The 15,930-nt window shown below is 52.6% G+C and carries 14 protein-coding genes and 1 pseudogene; 12 read left to right on the plus strand and 3 right to left on the minus strand.

Features of this window, described 5'->3' with window-relative positions:
* The first annotated feature begins 55 nt into the window (after positions 1-55).
* The 10 genes from asd (at position 56) to gspC (ending at position 12,173) form a co-directional block, all read left to right on the plus strand.
* Positions 56-1,171, plus strand: a complete 1,116-nt coding sequence (asd, locus tag AB8516_RS01005; RefSeq protein ID WP_369157210.1) for an aspartate-semialdehyde dehydrogenase — start codon at positions 56-58, stop codon at positions 1,169-1,171.
* Positions 1,172-1,579: 408 nt separating this feature from the next.
* The gene (locus AB8516_RS01010; protein ID WP_369157212.1) at positions 1,580-4,297 is read left to right on the plus strand and encodes a FimV/HubP family polar landmark protein; all 2,718 of its coding nucleotides are present in this window, start codon (positions 1,580-1,582) and stop codon (positions 4,295-4,297) included.
* Between the two features lie 394 nt (positions 4,298-4,691).
* Positions 4,692-5,474 carry a tRNA pseudouridine(38-40) synthase TruA gene (gene truA, locus AB8516_RS01015; protein WP_369157214.1) on the plus strand — a complete coding sequence of 261 codons (783 nt, stop codon included), beginning with the start codon at positions 4,692-4,694 and terminating at the stop codon, positions 5,472-5,474.
* A gap of 57 nt (positions 5,475-5,531) precedes the next feature.
* Positions 5,532-6,155, plus strand: coding sequence for a phosphoribosylanthranilate isomerase (locus AB8516_RS01020; protein ID WP_369157216.1), 624 nt, complete (start codon positions 5,532-5,534; stop codon positions 6,153-6,155).
* Positions 6,142-7,356 carry a tryptophan synthase subunit beta gene (gene trpB / locus AB8516_RS01025; RefSeq protein ID WP_369157218.1) on the plus strand — a complete coding sequence of 405 codons (1,215 nt, stop codon included), beginning with the start codon at positions 6,142-6,144 and terminating at the stop codon, positions 7,354-7,356. Before AB8516_RS01020 ends, trpB begins: the two co-directional genes overlap by 14 nt.
* Complete coding sequence (trpA, locus tag AB8516_RS01030) at positions 7,353-8,162, plus strand: tryptophan synthase subunit alpha (protein ID WP_369157220.1); 810 nt, start codon at positions 7,353-7,355, stop codon at positions 8,160-8,162. The genes trpB and trpA overlap by 4 nt, the downstream gene beginning before the upstream one ends.
* A 73-nt stretch (positions 8,163-8,235) precedes the next feature.
* The gene (accD, locus tag AB8516_RS01035) at positions 8,236-9,096 is read left to right on the plus strand and encodes an acetyl-CoA carboxylase, carboxyltransferase subunit beta (protein WP_108290660.1); all 861 of its coding nucleotides are present in this window, start codon (positions 8,236-8,238) and stop codon (positions 9,094-9,096) included.
* 153 nt (positions 9,097-9,249) lie between these two features.
* The gene (gene folC, locus AB8516_RS01040; RefSeq protein WP_369157223.1) at positions 9,250-10,518 is read left to right on the plus strand and encodes a bifunctional tetrahydrofolate synthase/dihydrofolate synthase; all 1,269 of its coding nucleotides are present in this window, start codon (positions 9,250-9,252) and stop codon (positions 10,516-10,518) included.
* A 102-nt stretch (positions 10,519-10,620) separates the two neighbouring features.
* Positions 10,621-11,199 (plus strand): SPOR domain-containing protein, encoded by a 579-nt coding sequence (locus AB8516_RS01045; RefSeq protein WP_369157225.1) that lies wholly within the window; start codon positions 10,621-10,623, stop codon positions 11,197-11,199.
* Positions 11,200-11,219: 20 nt separating this feature from the next.
* A complete protein-coding gene (gene gspC, locus AB8516_RS01050) occupies positions 11,220-12,173 on the plus strand; it encodes a type II secretion system protein GspC (protein WP_369157227.1) in 954 nt (317 codons plus the stop codon).
* A 251-nt stretch (positions 12,174-12,424) separates the two neighbouring features.
* On the opposite strand, the gene AB8516_RS01055 is transcribed toward gspC, so the two are convergent.
* The 3 genes and pseudogenes from AB8516_RS01055 to AB8516_RS01065 all read right to left on the minus strand — a co-directional run bounded on the left by AB8516_RS01055 (position 12,425) and on the right by AB8516_RS01065 (position 14,001).
* Positions 12,425-12,733, minus strand: a complete 309-nt coding sequence (locus AB8516_RS01055) for a MoaD/ThiS family protein (protein WP_369163212.1) — start codon at positions 12,731-12,733, stop codon at positions 12,425-12,427.
* Positions 12,710-13,063: pseudogene (locus tag AB8516_RS01060) on the minus strand (gamma-butyrobetaine hydroxylase-like domain-containing protein); the annotation flags it as partial. The pseudogene AB8516_RS01060 and the gene AB8516_RS01055, both read right to left, overlap by 24 nt.
* An 89-nt stretch (positions 13,064-13,152) precedes the next feature.
* Positions 13,153-14,001, minus strand: a complete 849-nt coding sequence (locus tag AB8516_RS01065; RefSeq protein ID WP_369157229.1) for an SDR family oxidoreductase — start codon at positions 13,999-14,001, stop codon at positions 13,153-13,155.
* 255 nt (positions 14,002-14,256) lie between these two features.
* On the opposite strand from AB8516_RS01065, the gene pomA reads away from it, so the two are divergent.
* Complete coding sequence (gene pomA / locus AB8516_RS01070) at positions 14,257-15,015, plus strand: flagellar motor protein PomA (protein WP_108290650.1); 759 nt, start codon at positions 14,257-14,259, stop codon at positions 15,013-15,015.
* A gap of 4 nt (positions 15,016-15,019) precedes the next feature.
* Positions 15,020-15,904: a flagellar motor protein MotB gene (locus AB8516_RS01075; RefSeq protein WP_369157232.1), complete on the plus strand. Its 885-nt coding sequence runs from the start codon at positions 15,020-15,022 to the stop codon at positions 15,902-15,904.
* Positions 15,905-15,930: the final 26 nt, after the last annotated feature.

The raw sequence follows: 15,930 nt of genomic DNA on the forward strand, positions 1-15,930 counted from the left end.
CTCTGCGGCTTGCCGCAGCGGGCTACTGAATTACTTTTTTTTGGTTATATTAGAGATGAAACGAGTCGGATTTGTTGGTTGGCGCGGGATGGTAGGTTCCGTATTAATGGGGCGCATGCGGGAAGAGAATGACTTCGCCGCCATTGAAGAGCCGGTATTCTTCACGACATCGCAAGTCGGCCAGCTGGGCCCGGATATCGGTAGAGAACGGGCACCGCTGAGAGATGCCACTGATATCGATGCCTTGATGGAGATGGATGCCATTCTCACCTGTCAGGGCGGAAGCTACACAAACAAGGTCTATGACAGCTTGCGCTCGGCGGGTTGGCAAGGGTATTGGATCGATGCAGCATCCAGCCTGCGCATGAAGGACCATTCGCTGATCGTCCTGGATCCGGTGAATGACGGGGTTATTCGCGACGGCCTGGCTAACGGTACAAAAGATTTTATCGGCGGCAACTGTACCGTGAGTTTGATGTTGATGGCGCTGGGCGGTCTGTTTCAGCGGGATCTCGTGGAGTGGGTGACATCCATGACCTATCAGGCTGCCTCGGGCGCGGGTGCGCGCAACATGCGTGAATTGATCGGTCAGATGGGTGCAGTCGAGGCGTCGGTAAGGGATTATCTGGCTGATCCCGCTTCTGCTATCCTCGATATCGATCGGCAGGTGGCTGAGACGCTCCGTAGCGAGAGTTTCCCGACAGAGAATTTTGGAGCAGCCTTGGCGGGAAGTCTCATTCCGTGGATCGATGTGGCCCTGGAAAACGGTCAGAGCAAGGAGGAGTGGAAGGGATTCGTTGAAACCAACAAGATACTCGGTCGTGGCGACAAACCGGTTCCCATCGACGGTACCTGCGTAAGAATCGGCTCTATGCGCTGTCATAGTCAGGCATTGACCATAAAGTTACGTAGTGACGTGCCGATAGACGAAGTGGAGTCGATATTGGCCAGCGCCAATGATTGGGTAAAGGTTATCCCGAATGCGCGGGATATTACGATACAGGAATTGAATCCTGCCCAGGTTACAGGAACCTTGTCCGTCCCGGTGGGACGGCTGAGAAAGATGAATCTGGGTGAACAGTATCTGAATGCCTTTACGGTGGGTGACCAACTGCTTTGGGGTGCAGCTGAACCGTTGCGGCGTATGTTGAAAATTCTGCTGGAGGCTTGAAGCACCGACAGAATGACTGCGCTGATGGTGTGTAACCCCGTCGTAGAGTCAGCCGGCTGACGACGGGGTTTTCTATTTCAGGCCAAGGAGTGGAGGGATCGATTCAGCGTCGTTTTACAGCAGATGGAAATGACAGAGGGTTATCAGGAGTAGAGGGGTATTTATTCAGCGTGAAAAACTCGACCTGTTTCTCACTTTGGGTAGTCGCCGGCTAGCACTGGCAAAGTATCGCAAAAAATAGTGTGAAGATCATCGAAGTTTTGGTAAAAAGATCATTTATCAGCTATAGTTAGCGACTAATTATTAAGTTTATTCTAAACCTATCGGGACTGTTCAGGGGACCATTTTGAACACTATATTTCGGAATGAGTTTGACCGGTGGGTTATGTTTTCTGGCAAGGAGGAAGCATGATTCGTAAGCTGTCTCTGGCAGTGGCTGTCGCAACAGCCCTATCACCCGTTGGTGCTTTGGCTCTCGGATTGGGTGAAATTCATCCCCAGTCTGCTCTCAACCAAGCCTTCAAAGCCGATATCGATCTGCTTTCAGTATCCCAGGAAGAGTTGCAGGATGTTCGTGTTTCGCTTGCCTCCCGCGAGGCCTTCGAGAAAGCAGGCATGGAGAGGCCCTATCTGTTGACTGGCCTGAAGTTCGCTCCGATGCTGACCCCCGCCGGCAAACCGGTGATCTCCATCTCGAGCTCTGATGCCATTCGAGAGCCCTTCCTGAATTTCTTGATTGAGGTGAATTGGCCGAAAGGCAGACTGGTACGTGAGTATACGGTACTGCTTGATCCGCCGGTTACCCTGAAACGTGCTCCACAGCCCGTTACATCTCCCACAACCACAATGGCACCTACAACCCAGGTCAGTAGGTCTCGGCCGGCAATGGTAACCTCCTCGACGAGCAGCGAGGTTGGTGCCAGGGAATACGGTCCTGTACAGCCCAATGACAATCTCTGGAATATTGCCAAGGGCATGCAGCGGTCCGATGAGTCCGTGGAACAGGTGATGATGGCACTGCAGCGCCATAATCCATCTGCATTCATCAATAACAACGTCAATAACCTCAAGGTCGGTAAAATACTGCGATTGCCCGAGGATTCGGGCGTGACCTCAATATCCAAGCAGGAGGCGCGTGACGAGTTCCTTGCACAGACCAGGACCTGGCAGGCAGGGCGTACTGGTGACGCACGCAGACCCGCGGTTTCCAAAAAGCCCGTCAAAACCGAGGACAAGGAAGAGGATCGTCTGCGTCTGATTTCAGCCAAACCTGGTGAGGGCGAAGCTGCCGAACGGGAAGGCATGGCTGAATCCGAAAGTGAGATCAATCGCTTGCAAGACGAGATCATGCTTGTTCGAGAATCCAATGAAGGTGTCGTGCAAGAGAACAATGCACTGCGCGACAGGGTGCAGGAGCTGGAGAAGCAGATTAATGATATCCAGCGGTTACTCACACTGAAGAGTGATCAGTTGGCGGAGATACAGTCTGCACAAGATATCGCTGCTGAGAAAATGGAGGAGATGGAGGCGGTCGAGGCTGCTCCGGCAGAAGTGCCCGAGCCAGAGATGGAGCCAGAGGTGGCGGAGGATGTTGCCGCAACCGAACCCGAAATGGAACCGACAACCGTTGAGGCTGAGAAGCCTGTTGTACCTGTTCCTCCAGGTACCGTGATCGAAGAGGTCGATATCGAGGCGCGGATTGATGAAGCCCTCCAGCAGGAAGCACCTGTAGCGGAAACTACCCCGCCCGCTGTAGAGCCGGAGCCGGCCCCAACTCCAGCGCCTACGGCTCAACCGGAACCGGCGAAACCGCCTGTTTCCGTGTCACCGCCGAAGAAAGTGAGCTATTTCGATGGTATCAAGGAAAACAGCACCCTGTTGGGGATAGTCGGTGGTGTTGCGGTATTGCTGATTGGCCTGTTGTGGATGATCATGCGTCGTCGGAAAGAGGCTGAAGCAGAATTCGCCGAGAGCATTCTGGTGTCGCCTGACAGTGGTGTCGTGACCACGGGCAAGGAAGATTCCAGTTCACTTACCGCGCCGACTGATGAAACCTCATTCATGAGTGATTTCTCTCCCAGTGATATCGATGCGCTGCAGGATGAGACTGGTGAAGTCGATCCTCTCTCCGAGGCAGATGTCTATATCGCCTATGGCCGTTATCAACAGGCTGAAGAGCTGATCAAGCAGGCGATAGAGAAGAATCCGGAACGTGAGGAGCTCAAGCACAAACTTGCTGAAATCTACTTTTCTGCGAAAAAGCATCAGGATTTCAACTCCCTTGCCCAAGAACTCCACGATGCGGGATTGGAGGATAAAGAGCCGGAAACCTGGTCAAAAATCGCTGCAATGGGTAAAGAACTGGATCCGTCATACGCGCTTTTCGCAGGGGCTGCCGGCATGGCCGCGGGCGGTGTCGCTGCGGCTGATGAGGCATTGGATGACCTTGGCTTGGATCTCGGCTCCGAGCCGGCAATCGAAGCCGAAGAGATGGCCGAGACCCCTGAAGCTCAGGATTCTTCTGACATAGAAATCGATTCAATGGATCTGAGTGGTCTTGAAAATCTTGATGAAATGGATTCCGAAAGTCTCGAAGGCAATCTGTCGCTGGACTCGGAATTTCTAAACAAGATGGAGTCTGGCGAGAGCCCGGTGGAAGAGGAAGAGGCGCTGGATATCGATCTCAGTGATCTGGATATGGACTCTGAACAGAGCAGTGCCGCTGAAGAGCCTCAGCCCTTCGATCTTTCCGACGTTGAAGGAGATTCGGAGATTGTTGCTGATTTGGGTGCATCGGATGCATCCGATGCCATAGAACTCGAAGATTCCGAATCATTGGATAACCTGGATCTGGAGAGTATCGAAAAGGAACTGGAAGGGCTCTCGTCTGATCTCGATAGCGAAGACTCAGAAGCTGTGGATGAGTTGAGTCTGTTGCAAAGTCATAGTGAAAACCTGGATCTCGACTCCACGGATGAGATTACGACCAAGTTGGATTTGGCCCGGGCGTATATCGACATGGGTGATATTGAAGGCGCCAAGAGCATCCTTGACGAGGTCTCCAGCGAAGGCAGTGAATCACAACAGAAAGAGGCCCAGGAGTTACTCAACGGTCTCGGCGCTTAAGTCAGAGATTTTCAAATCTCATAAGGGGCGCACTTCCGGTGCGCCCTTTTTTATTGCTCTTACCCTAGATCAAAAAGCTAAGTTAAAGAGAAAGAACTAGCCGCTAATGCACGCCAGTCACCGCCAATAAACGCGAATTGTTTAAAATCAGTCAGTGATTTGTAATCCAAATGCTATGAACTTTGAAATCCTATGAAGGTTTCTTACATCGGAAATTAGATGGAATTATTTATGCGATCACCACTAACAATGTCCTGTTATTTGCGATAGTTTGCGGTGATTGGCGTTCATTCGCGGCATGATCAAGGTTTTTTATTTAAAATAATTTGATTGGTTGTTTACTCATTAAAGCAACTTTATGTGGCGAAGAGCCTTATTTAAATCAGGGTATGTGATGAAGATAGCGCTGGGTGTGGAATACGATGGCAGTGCATTTCACGGCTGGCAGTACCAGGGAGATGTTCGGAGTGTACAGGAGTTGTTACAACAGGCACTCTCCAGGGTGGCTGATCATGAGGTGACAGTTCACTGTGCCGGCCGGACAGACAGTGGTGTGCATGCCACGGGGCAAGTGGTCCATTTTGAGACAGATGCCGAAAGATCCGATCGCTCCTGGGTGTTGGGAAGCAATGCCAATCTGCCGTTGGATATCAGCATCGGTTGGGCCAAACAGGTCCCGGCAGCGTTTCACGCACGCTTTTCCGCTGTTGCCAGGCGTTACCGTTACCTGATCCTGAATCGGCGCTTTCGTTCTGCCCAGTGGCGTGATCGGGCGGTTTGGATTCACCGTCCCCTGGATGAGTCGCGCATGCAGCGGGCGGCACAGGCACTGGTCGGTACCCACGACTTCTCTTCATACCGGGCGATGGGGTGTCAAGCCAAACATCCGGTCAGGACAGTTCACCGACTGCAGGTCGAACGGCTTGGCGAGTTTATCTCAATCGAGGTTTATGCCAATGCCTTTTTACATCATATGGTGCGCAATATCGCCGGTGTTTTGATTGCTATCGGAAAAGGCGAGCAGGATGAGTCGTGGACTCAGGATGTATTGGAGTTGCGTGATCGTACGCTGGGTGGGGTCACAGCACCGCCACAAGGGCTCTATCTGACGAAGGTCGACTATCCGCAGGCATTTGCGATCCCTGAACCGCCCGGATCTGGTTTTTGCCTGTATTAGGGCCTGTTAACACTACACTAGCCTCAGGGTGATGCATCATGTATCTTTCAGCAGTTTATGAGAACACGTATCAAAATTTGCGGCATTACCAGGGTTGAAGACGCTGCCGATGCTGTTCGGTTGGGCGCTGATGCCATAGGATTGGTATTCTACCCTGCCAGCCCGCGTGCCGTTTCACTACAGCAGGCCAAGACCATTGTGGAAAGCCTGCCACCCTTCGTCACGGTAGTTGGTCTGTTTGTCGATCAGGATCGGGATACGATTGAAAGATATATACATGAAGTTCAAATCGATTTGTTGCAATTTCATGGTGACGAGTCGGCGCATGAGTGCAGTCGATATGCCAGGCCGTGGATCAAAGCGATCCGTATGCGCGAGGGGATTGATCTAGCCGAGATTGCGCGGACTTACGGCAGAGCGGCAGGGCTGTTGCTGGACAGCTACAAGGCGGGTGTTCCCGGAGGAACCGGCGAGTGTTTCGATTGGGGTCAAATACCTGCAGCCCTGGCTTCGAGGATAATCCTTGCAGGTGGTCTCGATCCGCAAAATGTGGCTCAGGCCATTAAGCAGGTGCATCCCTATGCGGTGGATGTGAGCGGTGGTGTCGAACGCTCAAAGGGTATTAAAGACGCGGCGAAAATTGAGGCATTTATTGCGGGAGTTAAGCGTGGAGACAACTGAGAAAATCATTGGGTCCCTACCTGATCAAAAGGGGCATTTTGGTCCATATGGTGGGCTCTTTGTCTCGGAAACCCTGATGGCGCCGCTTGAAGAGTTACGTCAAGCCTACCATCGTTTTATGAATGACCCGGAGTTTCTCGAGGAGCTGGATCAGGATCTTGCTCACTATGTCGGCCGTCCGTCCCCCATCTATCATGCCAAGCGCTGGAGTGAAAAGTTGGGTGGCGCTCAGATCTACCTGAAGCGAGAAGACCTTAACCATACCGGTGCCCACAAGGTCAATAACACGGTGGGACAGGCGTTGCTTGCCAGGCATATGGGTAAGGCCCGGATCATCGCGGAGACGGGTGCGGGTCAACATGGTGTGGCCAGTGCCACAGTGGCGGCCAGGCTTGGTTTGGAGTGCGTTGTCTATATGGGGGCTGTAGATATTGCTCGACAGGAGGCGAACGTCTATCGCATGCGCCTGCTGGGTGCAGAGGTGAGGGCGGTTGAATCGGGTTCCAGAACCCTCAAGGACGCGCTCAATGAGGCCATGCGAGATTGGGTGACCAATGTGGATAACACCTTTTATATCATCGGTACGGTTGCCGGGCCACACCCCTATCCGACGATGGTACGCGATTTCCAGGCGGTTATCGGCAGAGAGGCACGCACCCAGATGGAACGCCAGGCAGGTCGGCAGCCGGATGCGCTGGTCGCTTGTGTCGGTGGAGGATCAAATGCGATCGGGCTTTTCTACCCCTATCTGGATGACAAGGAGATCGCCATCTATGGCGTCGAGGCCGCCGGAAACGGTTTGGAAACAGGTCAGCACGCTGCACCGCTCTGTGCCGGACAACCTGGTGTGTTGCATGGCAATCGCACCTACCTGATGGAGGACAATGATGGACAGATTATAGAAACCCATTCCATATCCGCCGGTCTTGATTATCCGGGAGTTGGTCCGGAGCATGCGTGGCTGAAGGATAGCGGCCGCGCCAACTATGTCGCTGTGACCGACGACCAGGCCCTTGCGGCATTTCATGATCTGACCAGGATCGAAGGCATCATTCCTGCACTCGAGTCGAGCCACGCCCTTGCCTATGCGGCAAAGCTTGCCACTACCATGAGTCCGGACCAGATTATCCTGGTCAACCTCTCGGGCAGGGGTGACAAGGATATGCATACTGTAGCGGCGCGAGAGGGTATCCAGTTATGAGCCAGATCGGTAAGAAGTTTGCGCAGCTCAAGGCGGAGGGCAGGAAAGCGCTGATTCCTTTCATCACCGCCGGGGATCCGATCCCGGAGATAACTGTTGACCTGATGCACGATCTGGTATCCGCTGGTGCGGACCTGATCGAGTTGGGGGTACCATTTTCCGACCCGATGGCTGATGGTCCGGTGATCCAGAGGGCCAGTGAACGCGCATTGGAATACCATGTCAGTCTGCGTGATGTATTGGAGATGGTTGCCCAGTTCAGGCAGCTCGATGCTGAAACACCGGTGATATTGATGGGCTATCTCAATCCCATTGAAAAAATGGGATATGAGCAATTCGCCACACAGGCGGCAGGGGCCGGTGTGGATGGTATACTGGTGGTCGATATTCCGCCTGAGGAGGGTGGGGATCTGCAGCAGCTATTGCAGGCAAAATCGATCGATCAGATCTATCTCGTGGCGCCTACCAGTACGCCTGAACGTATTCAACGGATCTGTGACTTGGCTGGAGGCTTCGTCTACTATGTCTCCGTGAAAGGGGTAACAGGCGCCAGTCATTTGGATCTGCAGTCCCTGGATGAGAAACTGGCTGAGATTCGTGCCGCAAGCGATCTGCCGGTGGGGGTCGGATTCGGCATCAAGGATGCGCAAACCGCTGCAGCCGTTTCTGCGCTCGCTGATGCCGTAGTGGTCGGCAGTGCACTGGTTTCACGTGTGGAAGCCCTGGCGGACGAACCGGAGAAGATCGGTGCATCTTTGCGGGAAGTCCTCTCATCCATGAGATTGGCAATGGACCAGGCAAACTGATTACGCTGAGATATATACCAACTGGATCTATGGATCCAGTGGCAATGACGAGATAACAAGGGTCGTACATTTTATGAGTTGGTTTGAAAAACTGATGCCTAGCCGCATCCGTACGGATGCCGGACACAAACGTGCGGTACCGGAGGGACTATGGGCCAAATGTCCGGGGTGCAGCGCTATTCTTTACCGGGCTGAGATGGAACGGAATCTCGACGTCTGTCCTAAATGCAACCATCACAACAGGATTGGCGCCAGGCGTCGTCTTGAGACCTTTCTCGATCCGGAACCCCAGGAGGAGATAGGCGCGAATCTGGAGTCGGTGGATCCCTTGAAATTCAAGGACAGCAAAAAGTACAAAGAACGTCTCAGCCAGGCACAAAAGGGTTCGGGTGAGAAAGAGGCCTTGGTGGCCATGCGTGGCCAATTGAAGGGTATAGACTTGGTTGTTGCCGCTTTCGAGTTCAGCTTTATGGGGGGCTCGATGGGTTCGGTCGTGGGTGAACGCTTCGTGCGTGCTGTCAACATGGCGTTGGAGAGGCACACACCTCTGGTCTGTTTTTCAGCCAGTGGCGGTGCGCGGATGCAGGAATCACTCTTCTCTTTGATGCAGATGGCCAAGACAAGCGCCGCACTCGAGCGGCTGCAAAAGCGCGGTCTGCCCTTTATCTCGGTGATGACCGATCCCACCATGGGTGGTGTATCGGCCAGCCTGGCGATGCTGGGTGATATCAATGTGGCGGAACCGAATGCCTTGATCGGTTTCGCAGGCCCCCGGGTTATTGAACAGACAGTGCGCGAAAAGCTCCCTGAAGGTTTTCAGCGCAGTGAATTTCTACTCGATCATGGCGCCATCGATATGATCATTGACCGCCGGGATATGCGAGACCGTATTGCCGACTTGCTCAGTATCTTGCTGAGTAAGCCCAGGGCCTGATGGTTGTTGGCCTGAGGGTTATTGCAACAGAGCGTCAGGGGATTTCCCCCAATTATGATTTTTCCTGAATTAAGTTATTGATTGTAAATCATAAATATAGATTTATTGTAGCCTGGTCGAAGGTTTGCGATATGGGTCGTTGGAGTCTCAACGGTGCGTTTTGAAACCTTGGATCAATGGCTTGACTGGCAGGCGAAGCTGCATCCGAGAGAGATCGACCTGGGTTTGCAGCGGGTTAAGACCGTTTGGCAGCGACTGCAACCGGTTGCATTCCAGGCCCAGGTGGTAACGGTAGCCGGCACCAATGGCAAAGGCTCTTGTGTAGCCATGCTTGAATCGATTTACCTCCGGGCAGGTATCCATATCGGCAGCTTCACCTCGCCGCATCTCATCCGCTACAACGAACGCATTCGCCTGAATGGTAAGCCGGTTTCCGATCAGCAGCTATGCCGTGCCTTCGAGATGATTGATCAGGCAAGGGAGCAGATAAGTCTGAGCTATTTCGAATTTGCTACGTTGGCGGCACTGATCTGTTTCGCTTCGGAGAAGCCGGACCTGGTGATCCTGGAGGTTGGGCTTGGCGGTCGTCTCGATGCGGTGAATATCATCGACGCCGATGTTGCCCTGATCACTACCATCGATCTGGACCATACCGATTGGCTCGGTAATGATGTTGAATCAATCGGCAGGGAGAAGGCGGGTATAATACGCGGTCATAAGCCTGTGGTTTTGGCAGATCCGGTCATGCCGCGGTCGGTACTCGATCACGCAGATCAATTAGAAGCGGATATCTACCAGTTTGGTAAGGATTTCAAGCATCAGACATGCGATAGCGGGTGGCTTTGGTCGGGTCCGAACGGTGTGGAGTTGGAACTCCCGGAACCGGGTTTGACAGGTAGCAAGCAGCTTCTGAATGCCAGTGCGGTTGTGATGGTGTGTCATCTGCTGCAGGACCGTTTTCCTCTGCATGGGAATTTCATAGCCGAGGGATTGCGTGATGTCAGGCTGGCGGGGCGATTGCATTTCATACCGGCTACACCCGCATTACTATTGGATGTCGCCCATAACAGGCAATCATTGGAAGCCTTGCGCGATGCCTTGGATAAGTTGAATTGGCAGGGGCGTATCCATGCGTTGTTCGGGATGTTGCAGGACAAGAATGCGGCCGATGCGGTCCAATTGATAGGGCCGCATCTGGTGAGTTGGCACCTGCTTGACTTGAATGGCTGGCGCGGTCGCACGGCAGATCAGCTTGCCGACAACCTGAGGCAGGAGGGGGTGAAACAATCGATCAGCTGTCATCATACCTTTTCCGAGGCTTACCAGGCCTGTGGGAATCGGGCGGAACCGCAGGATTTGATTCTGATCTTCGGGTCCTTCCTGATTGTGGGAGAGGCTATGCACAATTTGAATTTGTCATGAGGGTTATCCGGAGTTGAGCTGATATACTTGCCTGAACAGGCAAGGACTGAATTATTGGAGCATGTTCGACTTGTCACTGAATCGTAAGCTGGAATAGTGAATATGGGATTGGAGGAGAGACTCAAACAGCGATTACTGGGAGGCGCGGTGCTAGTTGCATTGGTCGTGATATTCGTGCCGATGCTTATTGAAGAGCCTGTTGAAAGGCGTACCGACTCAGATTACACCATTCCGGTCAAACCGGCGCTCAATAAATCCAAACCGGAAAAGAGGATTCAGCAGCCAAAGGCGGCTGAACCACAGCCGGTGCCTGCAATAACGAAGCCCGAACCACAGAAGATTTCCAAACCGGAGCCGACTGTCACCAAGGAAGCTAAGCCGCCTGTATCGAAGCCGGTCAAAGCAACCGGGGATACATCAAATAGACCATCACCGACTGCATGGATGATCCAGGTTGCCAGTCTTACGAATGAGAAAAATGCTGAAAATCTGGTCAAACGCCTACGTAAGGCAGATCTGCCGGCGCAGATGGAAAAGGTCAGGTTGAACGGTAAGCTCCACTACCGTATTCGCGTCGGGCCGGAGGTGGATCACAGACTGGCTGAAAAAATGCTTGCTAAGATAAAAACAGCATTCAAACTTAACCCAAAGCTGATGCGATATCCGAAAAGTAAGGAATAAACGGGTATACGGGGAGATCGATGAACATCGCAACACAGGCTCAAAGCTATTTCAACGACTGGATGTCGGAAAAGACAGCCCCCAAATGGCTGGAGAAGCTGCTCACCAAGCAACTGCCGGTGGCTGTGGCGCTGATACTGGTTTTACTGATCAGTTGGCGAGCCGCGGATCTCACATGGAGCCTGATACCTGCACCCGAGATTCAACAGAAGATGCAACCACAAGGCGTTAAATCCACGTCGAACACCCAGCGGAAGACGACCTCCAATCAGCTCGACAGTGTGGCTGAACTACACTTGTTTGGTGTTGCAGGAGCTGCCAAAACAGTAAAGAAAATCGATACCAAGGCACCGGAAACCCGACTCAATTTGACACTGCATGGGGTATTTGTGGCTGATGAAGCTGAAAAGGGTGAGGCCATCATCGGAACATCGGGCAACGTGCAAAAATACTATAAAGTCGGCAATGCAGTCATGTCGGGAGTTACATTACAGGCAGTCTTCGAAGATCGGGTGGTGTTGTTGAGGAATGGGCAGTCGGAAGTGTTACGATTTCCCAAGGTATCGAAGCCAAGAACCACAACAAGTACCCGGGGTAGCACTAGGGCCAAAAGCCGCTCATCACAAACGGGATTCGGGCCGGGAGCGGCAACCAACAGCACAAGTAAAAATCTGAAGAAGTATAGTGATCTGTTGCGCAATGAGCCGTTGAAGATTTTTGAGTTTGTTCGTTTCGTGCCTGTGAAATCCAGGGAAGGCATGAAGGGATATCGAATTTTGCCGCAAAAGAATCGTGAACTCTATAACCAGCTGGGAGTGCGACCCTCGGATCTGGTGACCTCGGTGAACGGCATTACCTTGTCCAATGACAAGGAGGCGATGAAACTGATTGAAAAACTGAAGGGTGTGAAGAACATTCAGGTGGAAATCGTGCGCAACGGAAAGCCGCAAACACTCAATTTCGATCTAAACTGAATCCACTTTAAACCTGTATTTCACCGGCTGGATTGCGCCAGGAATCCATTGCTTCACTAGCCCCCCACGGAATACGCCCCGAAGGAAGTGCCCTTGGGGTGCGCCCCGAAGGAAGTGCCCTTGGGGTACGCCTGAAAAGCGCCACTCGGTGTTGCTCGTCGCTCATTTTGAATCACCAAACCGCTCTTCTCGCAGCTTGATCGGCGTCTGTTTAGTTACCACAGCACCGATCGGGTTGGTGTTGACAGGCCCTACAGATCGGGTGTTGCGGGTGGTGTCGGACGATTGGGTATCAATGCAACCTCGTCGCCATCTTCAAGGCGGCTGAAAAACTCGGCAAACTGCTTGTTGATCGTAGGTCTCAAAAGCGATTCATCGAAGACTTGAGCGACCTGATGCCGACGGTTTCTGAGTAATTTCAGTAGCTCAGAAATGGTTGTCACTGAAGGCGGCAATACCAGTTCTTCACTCTCTCTACCCGTTTTATTAGCCAACCAAGAGAAATAGTAGAGCTTGATCTTGCGTTCTCCCTGACCGTTTTCCTGGCGTGTGTAGCCTATGGTTTCTAACGTTTTGAGATAGTTGTTCCAGTTTTTCTCTTGCTTGACACCCAACTGATAGAGCGTTTCCCAAGAGTAGATCCCGGTATCGTGTCCGTCATCGAAAATTAGGCGAATCGCATACTGACCCTGAGGCTCGATTTTTGTAATGTTGACCGACTCCTTTCCTATGACGGGTGCGTCACTTGCTTTGACCTCCGCCGCTGTGGAGAAGACACGCAGATACTCGCAGGGCAGCTCAAAACTCATTCCATCGGAAAAGCGCAGGACCAGGAGGCGGGATTTTTGGTGCAAATTGATCTCAATGGGGGTTGGGCTCTCACTCGACATAATTCATGCAGGCCAACAAGGTTAGATAAGGGGCAAGGATGATGTCACACAAAGGCTTCCCGCTTCAACCTGGAATCTTTGATGGCTTATCAGCGTCTGCCGCTCCCCCCGACCCTGAGAAGGGTGCGATCCATGGCGCGACTGCTGAGCAGTCGCCGTAGTAGTGCGAACAGATGGGTAGGAAAGGTGACGTGATAGCGCGGTTTGGGCCTGCTGCTTTCCAGGGCATGGATGACCTTTTTCAGCACCGCTTCCGCCGGTAGGGTAAAGGGAGCGGCAGGTCCTTGTTTTTCGAGACGATTTATCAAGGACTGGTAGTACTGCCGATGGACTGAATGGAGGCTGTCGATATGTTTTTGAAACATCCTGTGGGCATTTTCCCGAAATTTGCTTTCGATCGGTCCCGGTTCGATCAGTGAGACGTGAATACCGCTTCCCACAAGCTCCAAGCGCAGCGTGTCGCTCAATCCCTCCAGGGCATATTTACTGGACACGTAGGCCCCACGATAGGGCAGAGTGATAAAACCCAGAATGGAACTGTTCTGAATGATTCGCCCCGCTCCCTGTCTGCGCATTGTGGGTATGATCCGGCAGGTCAGCTCATGCCAGCCGAACAGATTGGTTTCAAATTGTCGCCGCAACGCCTCGCGGCTCAGATCCTCAACCGCTCCGGGCTGACCGTATGCGCCATTGTTGAAGAGGCCATAGAGACGTCCGTCGGTTCTTTTTAACACCTGATCCACGGCCTGATCGATGGAACTGCTGTCATCGAGATCGAGCTGGAGTGATTCGAATCCCTGTCGCTGCAAATCCGCCACATCCTGCTCTTTGCGGGCACTGGCAAAGACACGAAAACCGCGGTTTTTCAGTCCAGCTGCGACGCAATGTCCGATACCACTGGAACAGCCTGTTATGAGTACACTTTTTTCATTTGACATATGGGCGGTAATGTAAAATTTTTTGTAACAATTCTGCTCATGATAGCGTGGTTTGCAGCAATCCAATGCTGATTCAAACGACTTACGGAGTGAACGCCTAAGGGCCTTGAGGAATTAAAGTTTGCCAATTTCCTACCGCTAAAACAAACAGATTGGAATCTTAGCGCAACGCCTGTGATCGACCCGGGACGGGTTGCTCTCAGCCAGCTTTTCAAAGATGCATAAATAAGCAACGGGGATTCGGAGAACTAATAAGTGGATATTGCTACTCTGGTCGGCCTATTGGGTGGTTTCGGCATCATTATCGGGGCTATTGCTTCAGGTGGCGATGTGATGCTGTTTGTGAATATTCCCTCACTATTGATTGTTGGAGGGGGAACGTTCATGGTGACATTGATGCAGGTCTCCCTGGGTGACTTTCTCGGCTCCTTCAGTATCGGTATGAAGGCATTTTTCTACAAGACCGACGACCCTAAGAAACTCATCGAAGAGGCGGTTGAGCTGGCTGACATTGCACGGAAAAACGGATTACTGGCCTTGGAGGGGCAGGAGATCGGCAATCCTTTCCTCCAGCAAGGTATCGGTCTCTGTGTGGATGGACATGATCCGGCTTTGGTCAATAAGTTGTTGACCAAGGATATCGATCTGACGATTCAGCGCCACGAGGTCGGCCAGACTATGTTCAAGAATATGGCAACCATGGCGCCGGCCATGGGAATGATCGGTACCCTGGTCGGTTTGGTGCAGATGCTGGCGAACATGTCGGATCCGGCCAGTATCGGGCCCGCCATGGCAGTCGCCTTGCTGACAACACTCTATGGTGCCGTTATCGCGAATGCCTTCGCACAACCCATTTCTGACAAACTTGCCCGGGCCAGTGCGATGGAGAAGACCAACAAGTCGCTGATCATGGAGACAATCTCTGGCATCCAGGAAGGCATGAATCCACGGGTGCTGGAACAGCTTTTGAGCACCTATCTCCCAACCGGTAAGCGTCCGGTTCAGGAAACCTGACCAAATGGCGGACGAATGCCCGAAATGCCCTGACGGACTTCCTCCGTGGTTGGCGACCTTCGCCGATCTGATGTCATTGCTGATGTGTTTCTTCGTTTTGCTGCTCTCCTTCGCGGAGATCGATGCCGCACGTTTCAAGAAAATGGCCGAATCGATGAAGGATGCCTTTGGTGTCCAGCGTGAAATCCCGGTAATGGACGTCGTCAAGGGTACCAGCGTGGTCATGCAGGAATTCAGCCCGGGAAAGCCGGAACCGACGCCGATAGAAGAGCTCCGCCAGCAGACTACGGATGTGGAACAGGATTTTCTGCAGAGTGAGGATCAACGTAGCGAGGCTGAGGACCAACAGGATCTCGATATCGACATGGCAAAGGCCGCGATGCAGGCTCAGATTGAGGAAGAGGTCAAGGAGCAGGCAGAAGAGCTGCAGGAGATGCTGGACGGCGAAATTTCGGAAGGATTGCTGGATGTGGAGACGGAGGATACAAAAATTATCATTCGCATCCAGGAAAAGGGTTCATTTCCATCGGGTCGGGCGACTCTCAACCCCGATTTCTTCGAAGTGATCTCAAAAATAACCGATGTTATAGCCAACACGCCTGGTAAGATCATTGTTGCCGGTCATACTGACAACATCCCGATTTCCACCCGGCGCTTTCGCTCGAATTGGGAGCTCTCGTCTGCCCGGGCGGTGACTGTGGTGCACGCCATGCTGAGTAATGCGGCCATTGATGAAGGTCGCTTTCTGATCCAGGGGTATGCCGATTCACAACCACTGGTTGTCAATGATACGAGTGAAAACAGGGCGACAAACAGACGTGTCGAGCTTGTGATTCAGCGTGGTGAGGATGAGGATAGCGGTGAGGTGATCAAGGCCAGTGAACAATAGTGTAAGCTGGAGAGGAGTGCTGATAG

It is taken from the genome of Candidatus Thiodiazotropha sp. LNASS1, from assembly GCF_964212655.1.
Taxonomy (GTDB): Bacteria; Pseudomonadota; Gammaproteobacteria; order Chromatiales; family Chromatiaceae; genus Thiodiazotropha.